The 22,928-nt window shown below is 53.5% G+C and carries 17 protein-coding genes and 2 pseudogenes; 10 read left to right on the top strand and 9 right to left on the bottom strand.

Annotated features, from left to right (window positions below):
* Positions 1-720 precede the first annotated feature (720 nt).
* From IEW70_RS07950 to ulaA, 3 genes are read left to right on the top strand one after another with little or no spacing between them, the layout of a single operon-like run.
* Positions 721-2,871 (top strand): BglG family transcription antiterminator, encoded by a 2,151-nt coding sequence (locus IEW70_RS07950; RefSeq protein WP_188647401.1) that lies wholly within the window; start codon positions 721-723, stop codon positions 2,869-2,871.
* 17 nt (positions 2,872-2,888) lie between these two features.
* On the top strand, positions 2,889-3,161 hold the full coding sequence (locus tag IEW70_RS07945) for a PTS sugar transporter subunit IIB (protein ID WP_188647400.1): 273 nt from the start codon (positions 2,889-2,891) through the stop codon (positions 3,159-3,161).
* A 35-nt stretch (positions 3,162-3,196) separates the two neighbouring features.
* Positions 3,197-4,453 (top strand): PTS ascorbate transporter subunit IIC, encoded by a 1,257-nt coding sequence (gene ulaA, locus IEW70_RS07940; RefSeq protein ID WP_188647596.1) that lies wholly within the window; start codon positions 3,197-3,199, stop codon positions 4,451-4,453.
* 40 nt (positions 4,454-4,493) lie between these two features.
* Here the strand turns inward: ulaA and IEW70_RS07935 are convergent, their stop codons facing one another.
* The 4 genes from IEW70_RS07935 to IEW70_RS07920 all read right to left on the bottom strand — a co-directional run bounded on the left by IEW70_RS07935 (position 4,494) and on the right by IEW70_RS07920 (position 6,937).
* Positions 4,494-4,919, bottom strand: coding sequence for a Rok-like winged helix domain-containing protein (locus IEW70_RS07935; RefSeq protein ID WP_188647399.1), 426 nt, complete (start codon positions 4,917-4,919; stop codon positions 4,494-4,496).
* A gap of 391 nt (positions 4,920-5,310) precedes the next feature.
* On the bottom strand, positions 5,311-6,348 hold the full coding sequence (locus IEW70_RS07930) for an anthranilate phosphoribosyltransferase (RefSeq protein ID WP_188647398.1): 1,038 nt from the start codon (positions 6,346-6,348) through the stop codon (positions 5,311-5,313).
* A gap of 13 nt (positions 6,349-6,361) precedes the next feature.
* Entirely contained in the window at positions 6,362-6,502 is a 141-nt protein-coding gene (locus IEW70_RS07925; RefSeq protein ID WP_268234846.1) for an ANTAR domain-containing protein, read from the bottom strand.
* A gap of 39 nt (positions 6,503-6,541) precedes the next feature.
* On the bottom strand, positions 6,542-6,937 hold the full coding sequence (locus IEW70_RS07920) for a hypothetical protein (protein ID WP_188647396.1): 396 nt from the start codon (positions 6,935-6,937) through the stop codon (positions 6,542-6,544).
* A 452-nt stretch (positions 6,938-7,389) separates the two neighbouring features.
* On the opposite strand from IEW70_RS07920, the pseudogene IEW70_RS07915 reads away from it, so the two are divergent.
* The 6 genes and pseudogenes from IEW70_RS07915 to IEW70_RS18490 all read left to right on the top strand — a co-directional run bounded on the left by IEW70_RS07915 (position 7,390) and on the right by IEW70_RS18490 (position 15,043).
* Positions 7,390-8,535: pseudogene (locus IEW70_RS07915) on the top strand (nitrate/nitrite transporter).
* Positions 8,532-10,720 (top strand): annotated as a pseudogene (locus IEW70_RS07910) (molybdopterin oxidoreductase family protein). Before IEW70_RS07915 ends, IEW70_RS07910 begins: the two co-directional pseudogenes overlap by 4 nt.
* On the top strand, positions 10,713-13,133 hold the full coding sequence (gene nirB, locus IEW70_RS07905; protein WP_188647395.1) for a nitrite reductase large subunit NirB: 2,421 nt from the start codon (positions 10,713-10,715) through the stop codon (positions 13,131-13,133). The pseudogene IEW70_RS07910 and the gene nirB overlap by 8 nt, the downstream one beginning before the upstream one ends.
* Before the next feature lie 27 nt (positions 13,134-13,160).
* A complete protein-coding gene (gene nirD, locus IEW70_RS07900; RefSeq protein WP_188647394.1) occupies positions 13,161-13,487 on the top strand; it encodes a nitrite reductase small subunit NirD in 327 nt (108 codons plus the stop codon).
* Between the two features lie 93 nt (positions 13,488-13,580).
* The gene (cobA, locus tag IEW70_RS07895) at positions 13,581-14,252 is read left to right on the top strand and encodes a uroporphyrinogen-III C-methyltransferase (protein WP_308423146.1); all 672 of its coding nucleotides are present in this window, start codon (positions 13,581-13,583) and stop codon (positions 14,250-14,252) included.
* A gap of 599 nt (positions 14,253-14,851) precedes the next feature.
* Complete coding sequence (locus tag IEW70_RS18490) at positions 14,852-15,043, top strand: heme-dependent oxidative N-demethylase subunit alpha family protein (protein WP_188647393.1); 192 nt, start codon at positions 14,852-14,854, stop codon at positions 15,041-15,043.
* Positions 15,044-15,490: 447 nt separating this feature from the next.
* Here the strand turns inward: IEW70_RS18490 and IEW70_RS07885 are convergent, their stop codons facing one another.
* Genes IEW70_RS07885 through IEW70_RS07865 form a run of 5 tightly spaced genes read right to left on the bottom strand, consistent with a single transcriptional unit; the run spans position 15,491 to position 20,031 of the window.
* Positions 15,491-15,865, bottom strand: a complete 375-nt coding sequence (locus IEW70_RS07885; protein ID WP_188647392.1) for a hypothetical protein — start codon at positions 15,863-15,865, stop codon at positions 15,491-15,493.
* A 52-nt stretch (positions 15,866-15,917) separates the two neighbouring features.
* The gene (locus IEW70_RS07880) at positions 15,918-16,145 is read right to left on the bottom strand and encodes a hypothetical protein (RefSeq protein WP_188647391.1); all 228 of its coding nucleotides are present in this window, start codon (positions 16,143-16,145) and stop codon (positions 15,918-15,920) included.
* Between the two features lie 15 nt (positions 16,146-16,160).
* On the bottom strand, positions 16,161-17,339 hold the full coding sequence (locus IEW70_RS07875) for a Ger(x)C family spore germination protein (RefSeq protein WP_188647390.1): 1,179 nt from the start codon (positions 17,337-17,339) through the stop codon (positions 16,161-16,163).
* Complete coding sequence (locus IEW70_RS07870; protein ID WP_188647389.1) at positions 17,336-18,463, bottom strand: GerAB/ArcD/ProY family transporter; 1,128 nt, start codon at positions 18,461-18,463, stop codon at positions 17,336-17,338. The genes IEW70_RS07875 and IEW70_RS07870 overlap by 4 nt, the downstream gene beginning before the upstream one ends.
* Positions 18,460-20,031: a spore germination protein gene (locus IEW70_RS07865; RefSeq protein WP_188647388.1), complete on the bottom strand. Its 1,572-nt coding sequence runs from the start codon at positions 20,029-20,031 to the stop codon at positions 18,460-18,462. The genes IEW70_RS07870 and IEW70_RS07865 overlap by 4 nt, the downstream gene beginning before the upstream one ends.
* A gap of 394 nt (positions 20,032-20,425) precedes the next feature.
* On the opposite strand from IEW70_RS07865, the gene helD reads away from it, so the two are divergent.
* Positions 20,426-22,768, top strand: coding sequence for an RNA polymerase recycling motor HelD (gene helD, locus IEW70_RS07860; protein ID WP_188647387.1), 2,343 nt, complete (start codon positions 20,426-20,428; stop codon positions 22,766-22,768).
* Positions 22,769-22,928: the final 160 nt, after the last annotated feature.

The raw sequence follows: 22,928 nt of genomic DNA, 5'->3' as shown, positions 1-22,928 counted from the left end.
AAAAATCGACATTGGGTTTCAGCCCTTTTGTTTGAAGAACCAACTGTCCATTCGTTCCGAAATGGGATGCCTTTTTGGATCTCCGTTCATCTTGGCTAACTGGTACGTCATGTTCCGCAAATGCTTCGCGCTGGATCACCGTCTTTTTAGACACGATGTCCAAAACCCATGATTTCTCTTGGTTGTCCGAGGGCGATAGTAAAGGCAAGTGAAGCTGGATGGAATCGCTTTCATGAAAAATACTAATATACAAAAAATATAAATGTCCATAAATAGGGACAGATCCTCATATAGGTGGATGAAATAGAAATAGTTCGGATGAATACGCCCAAAGGGGTGCCATTGATACAGTTGGAAAAGACGTTCATCGCGTCATTTTTGTAGATCACCTTATTGCTACCATCTATAAAACAAAATCAAGCCATCAAGGTGTTCCCGGTACTGCTAGGGAGCTTTTTCTACTGCGCGTGAACCAGCTGTAATCGTGGCGAAACCGGGGCATATGTATGAAACGGGAAGGTAAGAGTGATCGATAGGTCGGGGAATGTCACAGCACTTTCGAAAGAGAGCTTATCAAACGTTAGAGATCGCGAAACATGATAATACAATTTTGCCGCATTGAAAGCGGAAACAAATTACAGGTGACGCCCTATTTAAAGGGATGTTACACTGAAGACACATCCCAATCATCTATTTTTGCAGGATTGGCAGGTGTCCGATATGATCCAACCCTTGACACCGCGGCAGCAATCTATCGGCCTGCATTTGTTGCATCAGAGGGATTTTGAGACTGTGGGTTCTCTTGCTTCCCGGTTTCGCGTCAGTTCCCGTACGATCCGCTATGATCTGAACCGTCTGGAAGACTGGTTTCGGAAGCAGGGACTGGAACTGGATCGGCGCCCCCGACGCGGGGTAATTCTGCGTGGTACGGAGTCCGGGCGAAGTCTTGCAAAGAAACAGCTCAACGCTCCCAGCCCGCGGATCGTCCCGCTTACCCGGGAAGAACGCATCCGGTTCATCATTGCCTCTCTGCTGCAACACCCGGAAAGGGTAACCTTGGATGAATGGGTTCGGGAATTGGACGTATCTCGGGGTACTCTGCTGAAAGACCTCAAAATAGCGGAAAAAAGGCTGGCTGCCCACGGAGTGGTTGTGGAACGAATCCCCGGCTTCGGTATCCGTCTCCGGGCGGAAGAATTCCACTGGCGCCAAGCGGCGGCTTCCCTCTTGACGGATTCGTGGGCTTCCGGTGAACTTCGGCTGTTTTTGCGTCGGATCAGGGAGGGAACCGGAGGTACTTCCGATCGCGATCCTTTTGGAGAGTGGCTGCCCCAGAAGATGACCCGCAAAATTGAAAGCGCTCTCTTTCGCTGGGGAAGTCCGTTGATCCAGGAACTCTCCGACCGGGCGCTTCAGGGATTGGTCGTTCATATTGGACTGGCGATTATCCGTCTGCGGAAGCACAAAGATCTGGTGATGTCGGAAGGGGAATTGGCCGACCTGAAGGGTTTGCCCGAGTTTTTGGAGGCCAAACGTCTTTCCGACCTTCTGGAAGAGAAGTTTCAAGTGACGATCCCCGAAGAGGAAACGGGTTATCTGACTCTTCACCTGCTGGGAGCGCAACGATCTCGGGTATCTTTACCGAAGGATGGGGAGAAGGATCAACCGATTGGCCGTTATGTTGATGCGATTATTCATATAGTGGAAGAAACGTTACAACTGCCATTGAAAACCGACCAAGAACTGCGGGAGGGACTGCTGGCCCATCTGCAACCAGCTCTTGTCCGGCTCCGATACGGCTTTTTCATCAAGAACCCCATCGTCAAGGAGATCCGTTCCCGCTATCCACAGATTTATGCCGCTTCACAAAAAGCCGCTTTTTGGTTGGAAAGGGAAACCGGTTATTCTGTTCCGCCGGAGGAGATCGGATATATCACCATGCACATGGGGGCTGCGGTGATGCGCTTGAAGGAAAAGGAGCCGATGGTTCGACGGGTCCTGCTGGTCTGTGCTTCCGGCGTAGGAACAGCCAAGCTGCTGGAATCCTTCCTTCGCAGGGAACTTCCCGGGGTATCTTGGGCAGGCGTCACGTCCGCCGCCCGTGCCAGGGAAGTAGCGGAGCAAACCCGGGCCGACTTCGTGGTCAGCACGGTTCCGATGGAGCCATCCTCCTTGGACCTTCCGGTGTTCACGATTAAACCCGTCCCTAACCGGGAGGAGATCGAACGTTTGCGGAAAGCACTTCTTTTGGACCATCCGCAAGTTGCTTCCCCCTCAATCTCCCGTTTGATGGAATTGATTGAAGCCTATGCGGACATCCATGACAGAGCCGGTTTGGAACAAACGCTTCAAGGCTGGGCAACCGGACATCTCAGCCGGCCTCCGGCCCACCATTCATCAGAAAGGACGAGGTACGACCCAATGTTGGATCAATTATTGAGAAAGGAACACATCCTGGTTGGGCATTCCTGTACCGACTGGCGGGAAGTTGTCCGTACCGGATCGGCCCCGTTGCTGAAACAGGGCATGATCGAATCCTCCTATGTAGAACAAATCGAGCGGAATCTGGTGGAGCATGGTGCATACATGGTGATCGCCCCGGGGATTGCGCTTCTCCATGCCCGTCCCGAGGACGGTGTGAACGCCGTTTGCATGAGTTTGGTGACATTGAAAAATCCGGTTTGTTTCGGTCATGAACAGAATGATCCTGTTGACGTAGCCATTACCTTTGCCGCGTTGGACAACAACATGCATTTAGCCGCTCTGTCCCAGTTGATGGAACTTCTCTCGGATGAAGCCAGCATGAAGAAGCTGCGGGAGGCACAAACAGTGGAACAAGTTACGCAGATAATCCAACCCTTTGTTTCTTAAAGGAGGTATATACCTTTATGAAAAAGATTCTCGTCGTTTGTAGCAACGGATTGGGAAGCAGCCTGATGCTGAAATCCAACATTCAAAAGGTACTTCAGGAAAAAGGCATCGACGCCGACGTAGAGCACTGCGATCTGGGATCGGCCAGTTCTCTGGCTTCCCAAGCGGATCTCGTGGTGACATCACAAGCGCTGGCACATGAATTGAACCATCTGGCTGTACCTGTGGCCACCATTGTAAACTTTATCAGCCGGAAAGAGATTGAAGAGAAAGTCTTGAGCTACTTTTAAAACTCCTGTTGAAGGAGGCTGCAAAGATGAAAGGTATCCTTGGTTTCATCGTTCATGAGATTTTGAGCCAACCAGCCATTATCGCCGGGCTGATCGCTTTTATCGGATTGGCCCTGTTGAAAAAACCGATCCGGACCATCTTATCCGGCACCTTGAAAACGATTATCGGTTTTCTGATCCTCGGCGTGGGGGCCGATGTGATTGTACAATCGTTAAATCCGTTGGGAACGATCCTGCATCAGGGGTTTGGAGTGAAGGGGCTGATTCCCAATAACGAAGCGATTGTAGGGGTGGCTGTCAAAACCTTGGGCCAGCAAACGGCCATCATTATGAGTCTGGGCTTTGTATTCAACCTGTTGTTTGCGCGATTTACTCCGTTCAAATATGTTTTTCTGACGGGACACCACACTTTCTTCATGGCATGTTTGCTGTCCGCTGTTTTGACGGCGACGGATATCCAGGGGGCGCCTGCCATTCTGATCGGTTCCGTGATCCTCGGCTTTCTGATGGTCGCTCTTCCCGCTCTGGCCCAACCCTTTGTCCGTCGAATTACGGGGGATGACAGTTTAGCCATCGGGCATTTCGGGACCTTTGGATATATCTCGGCGGGATTCGTAGGGAAATGGCTAGGCAACCCCGAGAAGACCACGGAAGAGATAAAACTGCCGCAAGGACTAAGTTTCCTTCGGGATACGACCGTATCGACTGCCCTTACCATGGTCGTGCTTTATGTAATCGTTACGCTGGCTGCCGGTCCGGCCGCCGCTGCAAGTGTTGCCAAAGATCAAAATTACGTCATGTTCGCCATCATGAAAGGTCTGTTGTTTGCCGCGGGTCTCTATGTCATCTTGGCAGGGGTTCGCATGATGCTGGCGGAAATTGTGCCCGCTTTTCAAGGGATCGCGGAGAAGCTGGTGCCGGAAGCCAAGCCGGCCCTGGATTGCCCAGTTATGTTCAACTTTGCTCCGACAGCAGTCATTCTCGGATTTCTGGCCAGTTTCCTCGGCGGGTTGATCGGACTGGGAATCCTATCCGTTATCGGTCTGCCGGTCATCATCCCCGGCCTTGTTCCCCATTTCTTTACCGGTGCGACCGCCGGGGTCTTCGGCAACGCAACGGGTGGAAGGAGAGGTGCTTTTTTCGGGGCGCTGGTGAACGGTCTCTTAATCAGTTTTCTGCCTGCGCTGTTGGTGCCCATTTTGGGAGATCTGGGTTTTGAGAACACTACCTTTGGTGATACGGATTTCAGCGTTGTCGGGATCATTCTGGGGTATATTCTTCGGTTGTTCTAAGCGTTTGGAACGAGCTTTTTGAAAGCGCTAAAAAAGCCGCTTATTGCGGCTTTTCCTCTTTATAAGCATAATAACCAAAACCTTCTTTTACAATATCCTTCCGTTCCTGCACCAATTTGTGCAGTATCGTATGGATATTGTTGTAATTCACTCCTCGCTCATCCAGCTTAAGGCTGATTTTTTTGGCTTTCAGCGGCTCTCCTTCCTCGCGCAGGATTTCCACAATGGCGGGGATGACTTCGCCTTGAACATCGGCTCGTTTCCGTCGTTTTCGTTCCGGCTGCTCTTCCGAAGTTTCCGTTTCTTTCTTTTCGACGGGTGCCATTGTAGTTTCTTGTACCTCCGGCTGATCCATGTCCAACTCACGTAGACGATTCATCAGCGTCTGATACTCTTCCTGCAGCAAGCGCCGTTCATGGATGATTTGTTCCATCCGAAGCTTAATAGCATCTCGTTCTGTAAACATCTTTGCACCCCTGTTCTATCCTAATCTATCTTTAGTCTATCATGTTTCTTATAAACGGACATAATAAAATACTTTCCATATTTAGATGAAAAGATAATACGAATGAACTTTTACCCGAAGGAAAATTAGAATTTGGGATTATTATTTGATGATGGATAGTTTTGCTGAAAGAGATGGAAATGAAGTCGATCATTCCGTTTGCGAGGACTCGAGTAGAGACAATAGCAGATTCCTTGGGATAAAAAAACGAAGTAGATCATTCGTTAAGTCCACGCTTCATCCGCCGTCGGCTCGTTGGATGAAGGGGAGAATCTATTCAGCTGTGCAGCGGTTCATCCCAGCAAAAAAAGGCCCGTTTGTAAAAACAGGCCTTTTGTCATATACAGGAGTGCTAGACCATGGTCTGAACAGGTGTAGAAAGAGTATCGCAAAAACTGCGGAACCTTTGCAAAGCCAGTCCCTGGTCGAGAGCGCCCCTCGCCTGGGTGATTCCTTCCTGAAGGGACTTGACCCGGTCTACCGCCCATAAGCGAAGTCCTGCGTTAAGAATGACCATGTTTCGGTAAGCGGGATGAGCATTGCCTTCCAATACTTCCTCGGTTCTCTGGGCTTGGAGTACTCCCGTCCACTCTTCTTGGGGCGGTTCCCCGTCCAGGCTCCACTCTCCCGGATCGATAATATGCTCCTCCCAGTGACCCTTTTTGAGCAGTGCGACCCGGGAGCGCCGCTGCACGGGAATGTCTTCGGAACCGTCCACCCCCTGGACAATCAGCCCGTGCTGGATATCGAGGCGAGTTAAAAGTTCCATCCCTTTTTTGAATGCCGTCTGGTGGAAGACGCCGATGGCCATTCCGGATGCGTCGGAAAAGCGGAGCATTTTTTCCGACGTATTCAAGACGGTGCGAAGCCCCAGCTCTTCCCGAAAAGGACGAAGCTTTTTCAAGGAAGGGCACCATTGTTCTGAAGGAACGAAGAGAACACCCGCCTTTTCGTATCCGGTCAGGCTGGCCTCTCGGGGCAGATTTCGGGCGGGGATCTTCAGTGCTTCTAGAGCTTCCGTCAGCGTCACTCCTCTTTTGGGCGGCAGAGAAGGAGTGGAGTGAAGGGTGACAGGCAAACCGCAGGCTGCAAGGACAAAAGCGGCAGGCAGTGTGGCCAGGAAAGATTTTTTTCGGCCGTCGTTGGGACCTGCACAATCCAGTCCGCCGTTGATCGAAAAGCGGTCCGACCTTACACGCAAGGCATCGGTAAAGGCGAGAATTTCGTCAGCGGATTCCATTTTCATCCGTTCGGCCATGAAGAAGGCGCCGATTTGAGCGGGTGTGGCGCGGCCGTCCAGAATCCATTCCGCTGCGCGACGGGCTTCTGAATAGGAGAGGTCCTTGGCCCCTTTTTTGCCGCGTCCCACTTCTTTAAAGATGTCGAGCATCTGGTTCCCCTCCTTATTTGGTTACATCCAATAATCGGTACACTTTGACGTTGGAAGCGGCGACATCGGCTACTTTACGCCGTTCATCCATCGCCTGTTTACGCAGGATATGGTAGGCTTCTTTTTCAGTAAGTTGCTTCACTTGGCAAAGGATGCTTTTTGCCTAATCGATCCACTTTCTCTCTTCCAATTCCTAATACAGCCGATTGATTTTTTCCCGGCAACGGATTTGACGACGGTGATGGATCATGCTGGTGGAAAGAACCCATTGGATTTGTGCGGGGTTCATGTCTCGGTATAGTATACCGTCCGGTTTCGGCATCTCCTCTGTTGTCAGGGATTTTGGGTCGCTGTCGTCACAGCACCAGATGATGGGAAGCTTCACGCGTTGTCGCAATCTGCGCAAGACAGAGGCGGTACGGGATGCAGTGACGGCAAGAGCAATGGCGTCCACCTGTCCCTTTTCCCGCACATTTCCTATGGAGAGGGGAAAAGGGAGGACCGTCAACCCCGCAGAGGTCAGCAGACGACCAAAAGGGTAATCTTGATCTTCGCTGGACTCTTCCGATAATAACAAAATTGTCTGCATCATGGAAACCTCCCGAGTCGGGTGAATGACAGATTTTTATCCATGATATAACAGAAGCAGTATATGTGTAAAGAAAATTAACACAAAATAAAGCCGGGCAATCTGTTGTGATTTTAATGTAAGATAACTTGACAAATAAAGGACTTGTTATTTACAATATCCATATCACAAAGATTGTGATGATTCCGGTTTATCGGATACAACGGGGTATCCGGTTTGAGGGAGGAGAGAACTTCGGCCGCTAAAGGCATGAAGCTTCGATCCCGCCGACGGACATAGGTGGCAACGGAGCCATTTCGCGATGCACAACTGCACCGAAATGGCTTTTAGTCGTTTGAAAAAATGCGAATGATCTGGGAGGTTTATGAGCAGATGGCATCGATGAGAGGTTTCTTGAAAAGCGGACATTGGCCGAGCCTATTGCCTCCTTTCTCTACTTCGATATCAGTTTCATGGTGTGGGTGCTGTTGGGAGCACTTTCCGTTTTCGTATCGGAAGATGTGAACCTGACGGTGTCACAAAAAGGCTTGTTGGTCGCCATTCCCATTTTGGGCGGCTCTTTCTTCCGCATTCTTTTGGGGCTGTTAACAGATCGAATCGGCGCGAAAAGAGCGGCGGTGACAGGGATGTCCCTGGCGATGATTCCCTTGTTGCTTTTGTGGCTGTTGGCACGTTCTCTCCCTGAACTTTACGCTTACGGTTTTTTATTGGGGATTGCCGGGGCCAGCTTCGCCGCTGCACTTCCTCTGGCCAGCCGGTGGTATCCTCCCCGTTATCAAGGGTCTGGCGATGGGGATTGCCGGGGCGGGAAATAGCGGTACGCTGATCGCCACGCTTTTCGCTCCGAGGCTGAGGCTTTCGGTGATTGGCATCAGGTGTTTGGATTGACGATGATTCCTCTGGGACTGGTGTTGATCACCTTTCTTTTGATCGCCCGGGAAGCACCGGATCAGCCTTCGGCCAAACAGTGGCAGGATTACTTCCACGTATTAAAACAGAGGGATGCTTGGCTGTTTTGTTTCTTTTACAGCATTACCTTTGGTGGATTTGTGGGGATGGCCAGTTTTCTGCCGATCTTCTTCCATGACCAGTATGGGTTGGGCAAAGTGGCTACAGGGGATTTTGTCACCCTTTGCGTTTTGGCGGGCAGTTTCTTCCGGCCGGTCGGAGGGTGGATCTCCGACAGAGTCGGGGGTATCCGAGTGCTTCAAGTTTTGTATTTCCTTATTGCCTCCCTGTTTGTCGTGATTTCCTTATTGTTGCCTTTCCAGTATGAAATCGCAGTACTGTTTCTTGTGATGTCCAGCTTGGGGCTGGGGAATGGTGCGGTGTTTCAACTTGTGCCCCAGCGATTCAGGGAAGAGATCGGGATGATGACAGGAATAGTAGGGGCCGCCGGTGGCCTCGGGGGATTTTTCCTTCCCTCCCTATTGGGCGTGATGAAGGATACGACAGGCACATACGCTTCGGGCTTTATCGTTCTCGGTGTGATCGTAGGAGCGGCTTTGGTCACGATGGGGGTGATCGGAAGAGAGTGGCAAACGAAGCTGGTTGTTAATCGGGTACGTTCTACCGCGGAGAAGGAGGTTCTCGCATGACCAGCTTTTTGAGGCATTTCCGGGAGAAAGATTTAAAAGAGACGACTTCCACTACCCGGAAAACTCAATGTCCTTATTGCAGCATGCAATGCACCATGTGGTTTCATGAAGAGCGTACTCCCCATGCTGTACGGCATAAGGCGACACCGAACAAAGAGGATCCCGTCGTTAAAGAGGATCCCGTCGTTCAGGGGCGGTTGTGTGTTAAGGGGATGGAAGCCCATACCCATGCACTGGACTCAGAACGGCTGACAACTCCTCTTCTGCGCAAGGACGGAAAACTGACACCCGTCTCCTGGGAGGAGGCGATGGACTGGTTTGGGAGCCGGGTGAAAAAGGCTCAAGCCCGCTTTGGCAGGGATGCTGTAGGAGTTTTCGGGGGAGGTTCCCTCTCCAATGAGGAGGCTTATTTGCTAGGAAAATTTGCCTGTGTGGCCCTCGGCACCCGCTATATCGATTACAATGGCCCCTATTGCATGTCTTCGGCGGCTACGGCAGCCAACCAGGCTTTCGGGCTGGACAGAGGATTCACCAATCCTCTGGAGGACCTGTCCTTGACCGATTGCATCATCATATCAGGGGCCAACATTGCGGAATGTCAGCCGACGATGATGCCTTATATCCGAAAAGCCAAGGCTTGGGGTGCTTCCTTGATTGTGATCGATCCCCGGGAAACGGTTACCGCCAAACTGGCGGATATCCATCTGCCGGTTCGGCCGGGTTCGGATGCGGCGCTGGTTAATGGGATGTTGAAAGTGATCGTGGATGAGGGATATATGGATGAAGATTTTGTTCAGGAACATACAGCGGATTCCGACCTACTCCTGGAATGGATCCGGATGGTTTCGCTCGCAGAAGCCGCCCGAAAAACCGGTGTACCTGCCGAATCTATCCGCCAGGCGGCCCGGCTCTACGGTCAGGCGAAAAACGGTTTTGTCCTGACGGCGAGGGGCGTGGAGCAGCATGTCGGCGGTGTGATGAACGTGCGTAACTTTCTGAACCTGGTCCTTCTGACCGGGAAGATCGGCCGCCCCGGCTCGGGCTATGGTGCTGTCACCGGACAAGGAAACGGGCAAGGGGGAAGAGAGCACGGCCAGAAGGCGGATCAACTACCGGGATATCGTCGGATCGACAATCCGGAGCATCGGCGGGTGGTCGCGAAGGTGTGGGGAGTAGAGGAGCAGGACCTGCCAGGACCAGGAGTGTCCGCCTATGAGATGCTTCGATTGGCAGAAACGGGTGAGATACAAGGGATGATCGTCCTCTCCTCCAATCCGGTCGTTTCCAGCCCCCAAGCTACCCTGGTAGAGCAGGCTTTGAAGAAGTTGGGTTTTCTTGTCGTCATCGACCTCTTCTTATCCGAATCGGCGGAAATGGCAGACCTGGTCTTGCCCGCAGCCTCTTATCTCGAAGATGAGGGAACGATGACCAACTGGAAGGTCGAGTTATCCTGCGTCGAGCGGTTCGAGAACCGCCTGGTCAAGCCCGCCCGGACTGGAGCATCCTGGCGGAGATGGCCCGAGTGCTGAAGGGAGAATACTTTTCCTATTCCTCGGCGGAAGAGATCTTCGAGGAGCTCCGCCGGGTAAGTCGTGGCGGAGTCGCCGATTATTCGGGGATTACCTACGATCGAATCGAAAAGGAAGGTGGGGTATTTTGGCCTTGTCCGGAGGAAGGGGAGCCGGGGGAAGATCGCTTGTTTACGGACGGCCGTTTTTTCCACCCGGACGGCCGGGCCCGGTTGATTCCGGTGCCGGATGCTTCCCTGCCCGAGGAGGTGGGGGACGAATATCCGCTGGTGCTTACCACGGGTCGCTTGATGGCGCATTATCTGACGGGCGTTCAGACGCGTCGGACCCCCTCTTTGCGCCGGAAAGATCCGGAGCCGCTCTTGTACATTCATCCGGTTACCGCCCGAACACTGGGGGTGAAGGATGGCGAGCTGGCACGGGTGAGTTCCCGCCGGGGGGAGATCCGGCTGAAAGTGAAAGTTACGGAGAAGATCCGGGAGGATACCGTGTTTTGCCCCATGCACTGGGGAGGGGAACAATGCATCAACCGACTGACGCTGGATGAACTGGACCCATACAGCCGCATGCCGGGGTTTAAGGCTTGCGCAGTCCGTGTGGAACCGGCGGCAAGTGTAGAGGAAGAACTCACCGAAAGGAGAGAGGTCATTGTCTAAAAAGAAATTGGTGCTGGTTGGAAATGGGATGGCCGGGGTGAACGTCATCGAGCATATGTTGAAGCTGGCCCGGGATCAATACGAAATCACGATTTTCGGTAAGGAGCCGCACCCCAACTATAACCGTACTCTGTTGTCCTCGGTTTTGGCAGGCGATACCGAGTTGGAGGCTATTGTCCTGAACGGTTGGGACTGGTACCGGGAAAATGGGATCCAGCTCCACGCCGGACATGCCGTCACCAAGATTGAGATAGAGAACCGGACGGTATTTGCCGAAGGCGGTTTGTCCGCACGTTATGATGAGCTGATTCTGGCGACCGGCTCCCATCCTTTCATGCTTCCTCTTCCCGGGGCGGATAAAGAAGGAGTGATCGCGTTCCGGGACATCCAGGACTGCGAAACGATGATCGAAACTTCAAAAAAATACCGTAAAGCGGTGGTAATCGGCGGCGGTCTTTTGGGTCTGGAAGCGGCAAGGGGACTACTCAATCTGGGGATGGAGGTGGAGGTCGTCCACATCTTTGACACCTTGATGGAACGACAGTTGGACAGTGAGGCGGCCCGTATGCTGCGGATGGAATTGGAAAAGCAGGGCATGCGTTTCCTCCTGGAGAAGCAGACCGAGCGCATCCTGGGCAAGAAGCGAGTGACCGGTCTTCAATTTAAAGACGGCTTTGCTACCGATGCCGATATGGTAGTGATGGCTGTCGGGATCCGTCCCAATGTCGACCTTGCCCGCGAAAGCGGAATCGAGGTCAACCAGGGAGTGGTGGTCGATGACTGGATGAGCACCAGTATTCCCGGTATTCATGCCGTCGGCGAATGTGCGGAGCATCGGGGAATCGTTTACGGCCTTGTTGCACCGCACCGGGAGCAGGCAGCGGTTCTGGCAAAACGCCTCTGCGGCGTTGAGACAGAACCATATGAAGGATCGGTGACGGCTACCAAATTGAAGGTTTCCGGTGTTGATGTTTTTTCTGCAGGTGAGTTTAGGGACCAGCCGGGCACCCGTTCCCTGCGTATTCAGGATGAATGGAAAGGGACCTACAAAAAAGTGGTTCTCAGCGGCAACCGGATCGTGGGAGGGGTGCTGTTCGGGGATACGTCAGACTCCGCCGCCTTGTTCAACTGGATCCGAAATGGGCAGGAGATGACAGAGGAGATCCACGCATCCCTGACGGGTCAGGGGGATGGTGGATCCGACACCGGGAACGCCGCCCGTTCCCTTGCCCTGGATGATCAGGTATGCGATTGCAACAGGGTGTCCAAGGGAACGATCCTTCAGGCGATTCGAAAGCAAGACCTGAAAACAGTGGATGGGGTGAAGCGGTGTACCAAGGCGGGTGCTTCCTGCGGCGGATGCCAGCCTTTAGTGGCCTCCATCTTACAGGAGGAGCTGGGGGAATCCTTCGATCCTGCCCCCGCCTCCCGAACTCCGATTTGTTCCTGCACGGATCTCACCCGGGATGAGGTTGTCGAAGCGATCCGGGAAAAACGGTTGACCATGGTGAAGGAGACGATGAACGTTCTCGGATGGAAAAATCCCGAAGGGTGCCCGAAATGTCGCCCGGCACTCAACTATTACCTGGGGATGATTTGGCCGGAAGAGTATGAAGATGATCGGACCTCCCGCATTGTAAACGAGCAGCGGCACGCCAATATCCAGAACGACGGCACCTATTCGGTGGTTCCCCGGATGTACGGAGGAGTCACCTCGCCGGAGGAATTGCGCCGGATCGCGGATGTGGCGGAAAAATATCAGGTGCGAATGGTGAAAGTGACCGGAGGTCAGCGCTTGGATTTGCTGGGAGTGAAAAAAGAGGACCTGCCCCGAATCTGGGAGGATCTCGGGATGCCCTCAGGCCACGCTTACGCCAAGTCGGTGCGGACTGTCAAAACCTGCGTCGGAGCCGATTTCTGCCGCTTCGGCACCCAAAATTCGATTCAGATGGGTATAGATATCGAGAAGAAATTCGAAGGGCTGGATACGCCCCACAAAGTGAAAATGGCTGTTTCCGCCTGTCCGCGAAACTGTGCGGAGTCCGGCATTAAAGATCTGGGTGTGGTCGGAGTGGAAGGCGGCTGGGAGATCTATGTCGGGGGCAACGGAGGTGTCCACTTGCGGGCGGCGGACTTCCTGTGCAAGGTAAAAACCCGAGAAGAGGTTTTGGAAATCACGGGCGCTTTCCTGCAGTTCTACAGAGAAACCGCCGAGTACTGGGAACGGACCTCCACCTGGCTGGAGAAAATCGGCCTCGCTGCAGTCAAAAAAGTTGTCGTAGAGGATAAAGCCAATCGGAAACAGCTGTTGAAGCGCCTGGAAAAGACGCTGCAAAACCGAAAGGATCCGTGGGAAGCCGACGTCAATGATCCTGAGGCCCGGCGCACGCTTTATAAAGTGACTCGGGTCTGATTACCAAAAACCCAGGGGGAGTATAAGATGAAAAAAGTGGTTATCGGCAGCAAAGAGGATCTCCCGAGACTGACGGGAAAAGCGGTGGTGATCGACGGGGTGGAGGTGGCGGTGTTCCGCCTTTCCAACGGAGAAGTAAAGGCGGTGGAAAACCGCTGTCCCCATCGAGGAGGCCCTCTCGCTGAAGGGGTGGTGAGCGGGGAGTTTGTCTTTTGCCCCCTGCATGAATGGAAGATCTGTCTGACTGACGGAAAGGTGCAGGAGCCTGATCCGGGATGTGTAAAAACGTATCCTGTGGAAGCGGAAGGGAATGAGGTACGAGTTTTTCTGGCGGAAGAGAGTGTGAAAGCCTGAGGTTCCATTGTTTCTCTTCTGTACATTTATGAGATGTTTCTTCGGATGTGGACGGCATGGGCCGTCCCTTTTTCCATCGAAGGAGGGATTCATTTGGGTGGAAAAGGAACCGTATTTTTAGCCGGGACGGGACCCGGCGACCCGAAATTGATCACGATCCGTACCCTGGAAATCATTCAGCAAGCGGATGTGATCCTCTATGACCGCTTGGTAAACCGGGAGTTGCTTCGACATGCCAGAGCGGATGCCCGGCTGATCGATTGCGGAAAACGGTCCGGCAGACATACCCGATCCCAAGATGAGATCAACCGGATCCTGGTGGAAGAGGCGGAAGCGGGGAGGATGGTTTTACGGTTGAAAGGCGGGGATCCCGGCATTTTTGGGCGGGTGGGGGAAGAAGCCGCCTGCTGCGCGGAAAGAGGGATTCCTTTTGAAATCGTCCCGGGAATCACATCAGGGACGGCCGCTCCCATCTATGCCGGAATCCCGCCGACTTACCGGGGAGTCAGCTCTTCCGTCGCTTTTGTCACCGGTCATCAGCATACGGGGGCTGACCGTGCGCCGGATTGGGCCGGATTGGCCGGCAGCGTGGATACGCTCGTCATCTACATGGGGGTGGGGAACCTGCCGCACATTCAGAGGACGCTTCTGGCAAATGGACGTCCGGCGGATACGCCGGTAGCCCTGATTCGTTGGGGCACCTTGGATGGGAAACAAGAGACCTTAACCGGCACCCTGGGAGGATATCGCAGACAGGGTCCGTGATACGGGATTTTGTTCCCCTGCTATCATTGTGATTGGAGAAGTGGTCCGCTTCCGAGAGCGGTTGGCCTGGTTTGATGGTGAACGAGAGAGGATGGAAAAGGAAGCGATTCAGGTTTGAATGGGGAAAGTCATAAAAAAACTCAGGCGGATGTGCCTATTGTCCACGCACATCCCCCTTTCATTTGATTGTTGTTACTTATAGCTATCCCGTACTCGGGAGGAAGAGAAAACAAGGCAGCAAATGAGGGAGCCAAAATCTGCATTCACACAGAAACGGATGAAATTCATTTTATCGAAGACCATTTGTCGGAGGGGTGTCGGTTTGTCAACTCGGATATCGCCAAATTTTTCGCCTTCTTTAAAATTTATTTATGCTATCGCCCTGAAATAGTCAAAGTCGTTGAAGAGGAGGGAGGGGAACCCACCGAAGTCATTAAAAAGATTAAGAAAAAAGACCGTTGGACCTTTGTCAACGGAATCACCGGTGAACGACAGACGTTTGTGTTCGGAGACCCTTCGTTCCTGCCTTGGGAGCCGTTGTACTTTGTGGGCCGTCATGTTCAGGAGGACCTGATCCTTATGATGCAAAAGACGAATAAGTGTATTTGGAAGCCGGGCAGCTTTGCTTTCCGGGAAATTGGTCGCTGGTCTTCAAATTGGGGATGACCTTTCACGAAATTCATGAGCCCGTTCCCCGGTTCAAAGAAAAGGGGGTGGCCAACCGCTTCTGTGCCCAGGCCCGGGGATTTCGATTACGGTGTATGGGAAAGGGGAACAGAAGAAGCCGATGATTACCCTGGAAGACGACATCCGTTCCCTGGTCCGGACCGTCGAACTGCCGGCGGACGGTGGTTTCCACGTATACAATCAGGCAACGATGCTGATCAGCCCTAAAGATCTCTCAAAGAGATGCTTCTTCCGGGGCGACCTGCCACCCTACAGGACCTTTCTTTCCTCTTATTCCAATATACGGGGTATAAAGGGTCAGTATATTCCCTTTTCCTTATAGGGAGTCGTCGTAGTGGCGAAAAATAAAGCCGTCACGCTTTGTTCGCGTTTACCCTCATCGAAAGGCTGTCCTCATCAAAATTGGCCACCGCCTTTTCACCGGGAATCACCCGATCTCCAAAGGCCGGGATCTGCTTTCTCTACAGATGGTTGTAAGGTATTACAGGATGGACGATGGTCACCACGGATCATACATTTTCATCCTTGCGGCTTAAAGAGCCATGAACGTTTTATTTCCCTAAACTTTGGCTAATCAACACGCGTGGTTTGATGATCCTCATGATCCGTTCACCCATTGGGCCATACGACTCAGACCCCGGGCACCGCCGCGGGGTCTGGTCATACTCCGATGACGACGCATGTTTTCGAACCTGTTCTTCGTTCCATGGATGATGGTCCGCTGTCTTTTGGTCGGTCAAGGTTCCGGGGCGAAGGCGTCCGGCGGGTTGAAACAAAACCGACAGAATACCAGCGTCAGATGAATGGGAGAACGCGTTGCCGATGATGTGGTGTCGACCAAGGTTTATTTCGTTAATCAATTCAAGTTCCACGGGATAGAACTTGTCCACTGTTTCCCCCTTGGCGGCCTTGACGGCGGTTTTCACTTGGTATCTACCGCGGACACAAAACCTGTGGCGTCTCCACCCGGACAACCCCTCACTCGCCCAACATCCTGCCGAGGGGGCGCAACAAATTCTGCACGAAATGGGTGGGGCCGGGCAAGTCCGGAAATAAGATGAGCAACAACCACAATCCCCACCCGAGGGCGGTGAATACCAACAGGGCCGCCTTCTCCTTTTTACGCCCCCGGTTGATTTGCGGCCATTCGAACAGCACGATCAGCACGCTGACCACCGTGACTACCAACACTTTTGCCCAATTCACCGCCGCTTCACCTCTCTATTCCGGCAGACCCGCCGGTCGGTCAGTCACCCCGGGCCGGCGGATGTGCACACGGACTTGGATGTCCACATCCAACCGGGGAAACACCTGTTCATTCCAGTGATCCTTCATCTTGGCCCATTCTTCGGGGTATTCCCGGTGGAACGCCCTGGCGAACCCGAGGACGTCCGCCCGGGATTTTTTTTGCACTTTTTTCACCGTCCGGCGGATGCGGTCGCGAAGGATCCGCTCCATCGGCCGGGCGATCCGGTCGACAACAGACGGATTGTACAGAGACAGGCGGGTGCCGTTGAAATGCACATCGTCTTCGGCGGTCACCTTCAGGAGGATCCGCCGCTTCTTCCCTTCGATCTTCGGGATCAGCTCGGTCTCCGACCGGGTCACTTCCAGGGAGACATATCCCCTTTCCCCTGGGAGACGGGTGTTGATAATCCTGGAGATAAATTCATTCCGAATCCACAACAGCCCTTCTGCCGCTTTCCGATCCAAGTGATCCACCATTTTATCCCCCCGGAAGACGGCGGCACCATCCAGGGCCAGAGTGGTGTCGTTCACCTTCATCACCACGGGGATAACCGCGGCTTCCGCGTCACCGGACACCTCCTGCAACACCCGCATGATGGTGATGTCGACCGCCCGCTCCAATTTCACCATCTTATAAAGGGTTTCCGTGGCAGTGGGTTCCCCCGGCGCAACGGTCTCGAAGATCTCCTTCGGCGAACTTTCGGTCACGAACAGAAAGGCATCCTTCCTGAACCCGGGAAAGCGCGCGAAAAAGTCCAGCGCTTCCCGAATCCCCGTTTTGGCCAGCCGCTTCCCCAACACAACCAATTCTTGGTGGCCCGTAAAAATGCGACGCCCCATTTTTTCCTGCAATTTGGCTTTCGCTTCGGGGATGGTGATGCCCCGTGCGGAAAGGACCATTTGCTGCGATCCGCCCCCTCCTCCACCCCCTCCTCCACCTCCTTCGCCGCCGGTGCCCGCGCGCACGGGAATCGCTTGCAGGATCGTCACTTCGATCTGTCCGTCCTCCGTCCGGTCGATTCCGACGGCTCGGATCAGGGCGATCTCGTTTAATTCCTTCCGGTCCCAACAACCGGGAAGGATCGGGAGGGAGGCCATCAACAGCAGGCACAAGGCCCTTTTCCCGGCTCCCTTCAGGCGTTCCGGTCTCATGATGCGTTTCCCTCCTCCCGGGTCCCTTTCACCTTCCGGATCCCCGCTACCGCCAGCAACCCCAGGGGAATCACCACCTGCACCAGGTGGCTGTAGAACACGCCTTCCCCATCGAGGAACCTGTTCAAAAAGGAGAGATTCGGCGCGGTCCAGATGCTGACGGCGACCAGGATGAAGGCGATGGGCAGCGACAGGGGTTTGTAGTCGGACAGACCCAGCCACTGGGCGGATCCCAGAACGGCGACGTATTGGAAAAGACAGATCTTGGCGAAGATGATAGTCAACCACATCGCCAGTATAAAGGCATCGATGTGTTCAAAAAACCCCGCCAGACTGATGAGCCGGACCGTTTCAAAGAGCGGATAGAGGAAGGTCGCCGATTGGTTTCCCAACACAAACACGCTGATCAGATCGAACACCGTCAGAGTCAAAATCGAGCCGACGATGGCGACGGCACCCCATCGTCCCGCTTTGTCCTGTTCCTTCACGTAGGGCAGCAGAAAAGCGGCCAAAAAATATTCGCTGAACCAGATCGACGGGTTCACCGCCCCCCTCACCACGGGACCGATTCCGCGTTCCAGGATCGGAAAGAGGTTCTCGACGTCCCACTCCGTCGACGACAAAACCGTAAAGATCACCAAGATGGCGAAGGCCGGCACGGTGAGGAATTGGGCGGAACGGACAATGGTCTCCAACCCGCCCCGGACGGCGGCCGCACAGACCAAGGCCATCCCACCCATCACCACCGCCGGGGGTGTCTCCGGCAAAAAAACGCCGTTCACAAGGTCCGCATAATACCGGATCACGAAGGAGCAGGCATGGATGTAGACGATCCAATAGAGCAGGGCAATCCCCTTGCCGAACCAGCCGAGAATCCGGGGACTGTACTGGATGATCGTCTCCCCGGGAAACCGCCGGTGGAGCTTGAGCGCAACATAAAAAGAGACGCCGCTGACGGCCGCCACCAGGGGGGTCAGCCACATGTCCCGTCCCGCCCACTTGGCCGCCAGATGAGGCGCGGTCAAAATCTTGACGCCGACGCATCCAACGTACAAGATCAGGGCCATCTGGCCGGCACTGATGCGTCCCCGCTCGATCATCCCGGTTCCTCCTTTCATCTTCATCTCTCCCCTCCTTGTTCCGGCCCCGGTTTTTGGTCCGGCGACTGCCGGTATTCGTTGGGGGATAGGCGCGGACGCTGATCCATCTTCCACCGCGGGGATCTCCAGAGGGCATCCTTCAGTTCCTGGGACCGGAACGGTGCGAGGGGGGCGAGATACGGTGCACCGAAGGAACGGAGCGTAGCCAAATGGACCACAAGGGCGATCAGCCCCAGGGAAAAGCCGACCATGCCGAAGGACCCCGACAGGATCAACAGGGGAAAGCGGAGAACGCGCATGGTAAACCCCAACGCATAGCGGGGAATGGAGAACGAAGCGATCCCGGTGATCGCCACGACGATTACCACCGGAGCGGAAACCAGTCCCGCTGTTACCGCCGCTTCCCCGATAATCAACGCGCCCACGATGGAGACGGCGGGACCGACAATTTTCGGCAGGCGGAGGCCAGCCTCCCGCAACGCCTCAAAGGCGATCTCCATCAACAACGCTTCAATGAAAGTCGGGAGGGGAATCTTTTCCCGGGCCGCCGCGAAGTTGAAGAGCTGCTCCGTTGGCACCGCTTCCGGGTGAAAGGTGATCGTGGCCACGTAAAAGGACGGAGCGGTCAGGGAGAAGAAAAACAGCAGGTATCGCAGCCAGCGGACGGCTGTGGCATAAGTGAAACGGACATAGTAATCCTCCGCGGCCTGCAAAAGCGTCGGGAAGTTGAGGGGCATGGTCATCACCCCGGGCGATCCGTCCGTAATGATGGCAACCCGTCCCGACAACAAGTCGGCGGCCACCGTATCGACCCGTTCGGTGACGTTTATCTGGGGAAACGGCGAGTAGGGGTTGTCCTCGATCAGTTCCTCGATATACCCGGATTCCAAGACCCCGTCGATATCGATCCGCTCCAGCCGCCGTTTCACCTCGTCCAACACGCCCTCGTTGACAACTCCCTCGATGTACGCGACGATGACCCGGGTTTGGGTGTAACGGCCCAGCCGCATTTCCTCCATTTTAAATTGGGGACTCTGGATTCTGCGGCGCAGCAGGGAGGTGTTCGACAGGGCCGACTCGATGAATCCCTCCTTGGAGCCGCGGATCACCGGTTCGCTTTCCGGTTCGGTGACCCCCCGCTTTTCCCATTTTCGCAGCCCCAGGTTCAGTGCCCGGTCCCATCCGTCGATGAACAGAACGGGATCGCCGGCCACCACCTGCTTGACACATTCGTCAAAGGTTTGAACCGGTTTGGCGGAGACAACGGGCAGCTCTTCGCGAAGGAACCGTTCAATCTCCTCCGGATGGGTGAGGGAGGCTTTCATCAAGGGAGCCAGGGCGTGATCGTTCAGTTCTTCGATGTCGGCCATGTTATCGATGTAGACGATTTCCGCCTCGATTTTCTTTCCGATCCGGAAGGGACGGAATGTGACATCGCAACACCGCTCGAACATATCCTTCATCACCCGGCGATTTTTCTCCAGTTCAGGATGGAGGGTGACCTGCAAATCTTCCCCCGTGCTGGGAATGTCCGGATCATTTCCGCTGTTCTTCCGTTTTCTGCGCTTGCGAAATCCTCTGAACCTGGACATGGATGACAGCTCCCCCCCTTTGATTTATATCCATTATTTTGTACTAAAGTAAAAAATAAAACACACCGGGAAACAAGAGGATAAAAAAAGCCGTTTCCCAAAGGAACGGCCTTGATCCCATCATCATGAGAATCACGATGCGTATGGAATTCCCCAGTTAGGGCCGACATCATAAGAAATAGCGATGCAGATTACCTTATACAGAATAAACGGAGGCATTAGTGCCTCCGTTTTTATCGTACGTTCTATTTGAATTCCAGCCTATCCCATGCTAAAATAAAGATCGGCACGCTAATTAACAATAAGAATAAAAAAATAACCCAATATAATATTATCATGAAGCTATCGTGCTGTCAACCCATGATTGAAAAATGTATATAAAGGAGCGGGAGCGATGGGCAAGGCGGATCAGGATTGGCAAAACGAGCAGAAACGGGTGGATCGGGTTGTTGATGAAATTGAACGGCGAATAGATATGCTTCAAGATCGGGCCGGCAAGGTGAAAGCAGATATCGTGGGCATCAGGAAGCATTTTTGGGAGGATGTCACCGTCAACTTGGATGAGCCGGATGATGCTGTGGAGACTGCTGCAAGCATGAAGCAGCAGGCGGAAGTGCTGTCGGAGAGGGAGCGGAGCCACCGCCATACTCAAAACCAATTGGATACGCTGAAACGGCTCAAAGACTCTCCTTACTTTGGGCGCATCGATTTCACTGAGGAAGGGGAGCAGGAAACCGAACGCATTTATCTCGGCATTGCTTCTCTTCTGGATGAAAAAGATGAACAATTTCTTATCTATGATTGGCGTGCCCCGATATCCAGCCTGTATTACGACTATGGGCCCGGACCGGTCCAATATGAAACACCTGGCGGAACGGTTACGGGGATCATGGAATTGAAGCGGCAGTTCATCATTCGGAATGGCCGCATTCGCAGCATGTTTGACACAGGGGTTACCATCGGCGACGAGATGTTGCAGGAAGTTCTGGGAAAACAGGCAGATACCCAGATGAAAAGCATCGTGGCCACCATTCAAAAAGAGCAAAACCGGATCATCCGCAATGAACGGAGCCGCTTGCTGGTGGTTCAGGGGGCAGCGGGCAGCGGCAAAACTTCAGCCGCCTTGCAGCGGGTGGCTTATTTACTGTACCGGTACCGGGAAACATTGCGGGCGGAGCAGATCGTCCTGTTTTCTCCCAACCCGATCTTTAACAGCTATGTCTCCACGGTCCTTCCCGAGCTGGGAGAGGAAAACATGGCGCAAACCACGTTTCAGGAGCATGTGGAGCGGCGGATTTCCAAGGAGTTTCGCTTGGAAGATCCCTTCGATCAGATGGAGTACGTGCTGACCGCGATGGAGAACCTGGGGTATGACGTCCGGATCAAAGGGATTCGGTATAAAGCCGGGCTGGACTTTATGAAACTGATGGACCGATACGTTGCTTATTTGGGACGGGAAGGCATGAAGTTTCGTGATATTTCGTTCCGGGGTAAAGTCGTGATCCGTGCTGAACGGATTCAAGAACGCTTTTATTCCCTTGATGCTTCCTTGTCGATTCCCCGTCGTATGGAACTGCTTGCGGAATGGCTGTTGGAAGAACTGGAAGTATTGGCGGAGCAGGAGCGGAAAAAAACGTGGGTGGAGGAGGAAATCCAGCTGCTGGATCAGGCAGCCTACCAGCGGGTGTATCGGAAGCTGCAACGGGAAAAACGATTTACCGAGAATACCTTTGACGACTTTGACCGGGAGCAGGAACTGCTTGCGCAGATGGTGGTTCAAAAACATTTCAAGCCGTTGCGCACTTATGTAAAAAACCTGCGTTTTATTGATGCGCCGGCTGTTTACCGGCAGTTGTTTGAAGAAAGAACGATCTTCCAGCTTGCATCCGCCGACTCGCTGCCGAAGGACTGGCCGGAGATCTGTGAACAGACAGTGAAGAAGCTGGACCGTTCTGAGCTGGCCTATGAAGATGCAACCCCCTACTTATATTTAAAAGAACGGCTGGAAGGAAGCCAGACCAACACATCTGTCCGGTACGTGTTCATCGACGAAGCACAGGATTATTCTCCTTTTCAATTCGCTTTCATCCAACGGCTGTTCCCCCACAGCAATATGACGGTGCTGGGGGACTTGAATCAAACGATTGTTGCTCATGCCGGTGAAGGATTTTCGAAGCTGGCCTCCCTTTTTGGATTCGACCAGACAGAAACCATTGTCCTTAAGCGCAGCTACCGTTCGACACGTCCCATCGTGGAATTTACGCGACAGATGATCAAGGGTGGAGAAGCGATTGAGCCGTTCAACCGCGACGGGAAGAAACCCAGCGTGACAAAAGCGGTTGATCAAGGGGAGCTGGTTTCGAAGATCACGAAGTGCATTCGGAAGCTTCAGGCTGCCGGACATCGAACAATTGCGGTGATCGGAAAAACCGCCCGGGAGAGCCGGAAAGCGTATGAAGCACTGCAAAAGCACTTCTCCATCCGCCTGATCGACAAAGAGACGGCTTCGTTTGAATCCGGAATCATGGTGATTCCTTCCTATCTCGCCAAAGGCGTGGAGTTCGATGCGGTCATCATTTACAATGCTTCACAAGTGCAATATGGCCGGGAAAGCGAACGAAAGTTGTTTTACACGGCTTGTACACGTGCGATGCACGAGTTGCATATCTTTTTTGTGGATAGAGTGAGCCCTTTTATCTCCGGGGTTTCTCCCGACACCTACGCTATGGGAATTTAATACCGAGATACCGAGAACAAGGAACACCCGCCTTCGATCTAGAGGCGGGTGAGGCTGCTAACAAAGTTCCTTAGGTTGGACGAGTACCCGGCTTTGACAAGGGGGACCGAGGCAAAAAGCGAGACAAAGCACGATTTAGGAGCAAAGTGACTAAGGCGCA

Origin of the sequence: Marinithermofilum abyssi (assembly GCF_014641195.1) — a bacterium.
GTDB classification, from domain to species: domain Bacteria; phylum Bacillota; class Bacilli; order Thermoactinomycetales; family DSM-45169; genus Marinithermofilum; species Marinithermofilum abyssi.
Note: the sequence above shows the minus strand (reverse complement) of the source record. Positions and strands in the feature narration are given on the sequence as shown.

Excerpts from the sequence above, each read along its gene's own strand:
- IEW70_RS07950 (WP_188647401.1), top strand. The coding sequence starts at position 721 with ATGATCCAACCCTTGACACCGCGGCAGCAATCTATCGGCCTGCATTTG.
- IEW70_RS07945 (WP_188647400.1), top strand. The coding sequence starts at position 2,889 with ATGAAAAAGATTCTCGTCGTTTGTAGCAACGGATTGGGAAGCAGCCTG.
- IEW70_RS07935 (WP_188647399.1), bottom strand. The coding sequence starts at position 4,919 with ATGTTTACAGAACGAGATGCTATTAAGCTTCGGATGGAACAAATCATC.
- IEW70_RS07930 (WP_188647398.1), bottom strand. The coding sequence starts at position 6,348 with ATGCTCGACATCTTTAAAGAAGTGGGACGCGGCAAAAAAGGGGCCAAG.
- IEW70_RS07920 (WP_188647396.1), bottom strand. The coding sequence starts at position 6,937 with ATGCAGACAATTTTGTTATTATCGGAAGAGTCCAGCGAAGATCAAGAT.
- nirD (WP_188647394.1), top strand. The coding sequence starts at position 13,161 with ATGAAAAAAGTGGTTATCGGCAGCAAAGAGGATCTCCCGAGACTGACG.
- IEW70_RS07875 (WP_188647390.1), bottom strand. The coding sequence starts at position 17,339 with ATGAGACCGGAACGCCTGAAGGGAGCCGGGAAAAGGGCCTTGTGCCTG.
- IEW70_RS07870 (WP_188647389.1), bottom strand. The coding sequence starts at position 18,463 with ATGAAGATGAAAGGAGGAACCGGGATGATCGAGCGGGGACGCATCAGT.
- IEW70_RS07865 (WP_188647388.1), bottom strand. The coding sequence starts at position 20,031 with ATGTCCAGGTTCAGAGGATTTCGCAAGCGCAGAAAACGGAAGAACAGC.
- helD (WP_188647387.1), top strand. The coding sequence starts at position 20,426 with ATGGGCAAGGCGGATCAGGATTGGCAAAACGAGCAGAAACGGGTGGAT.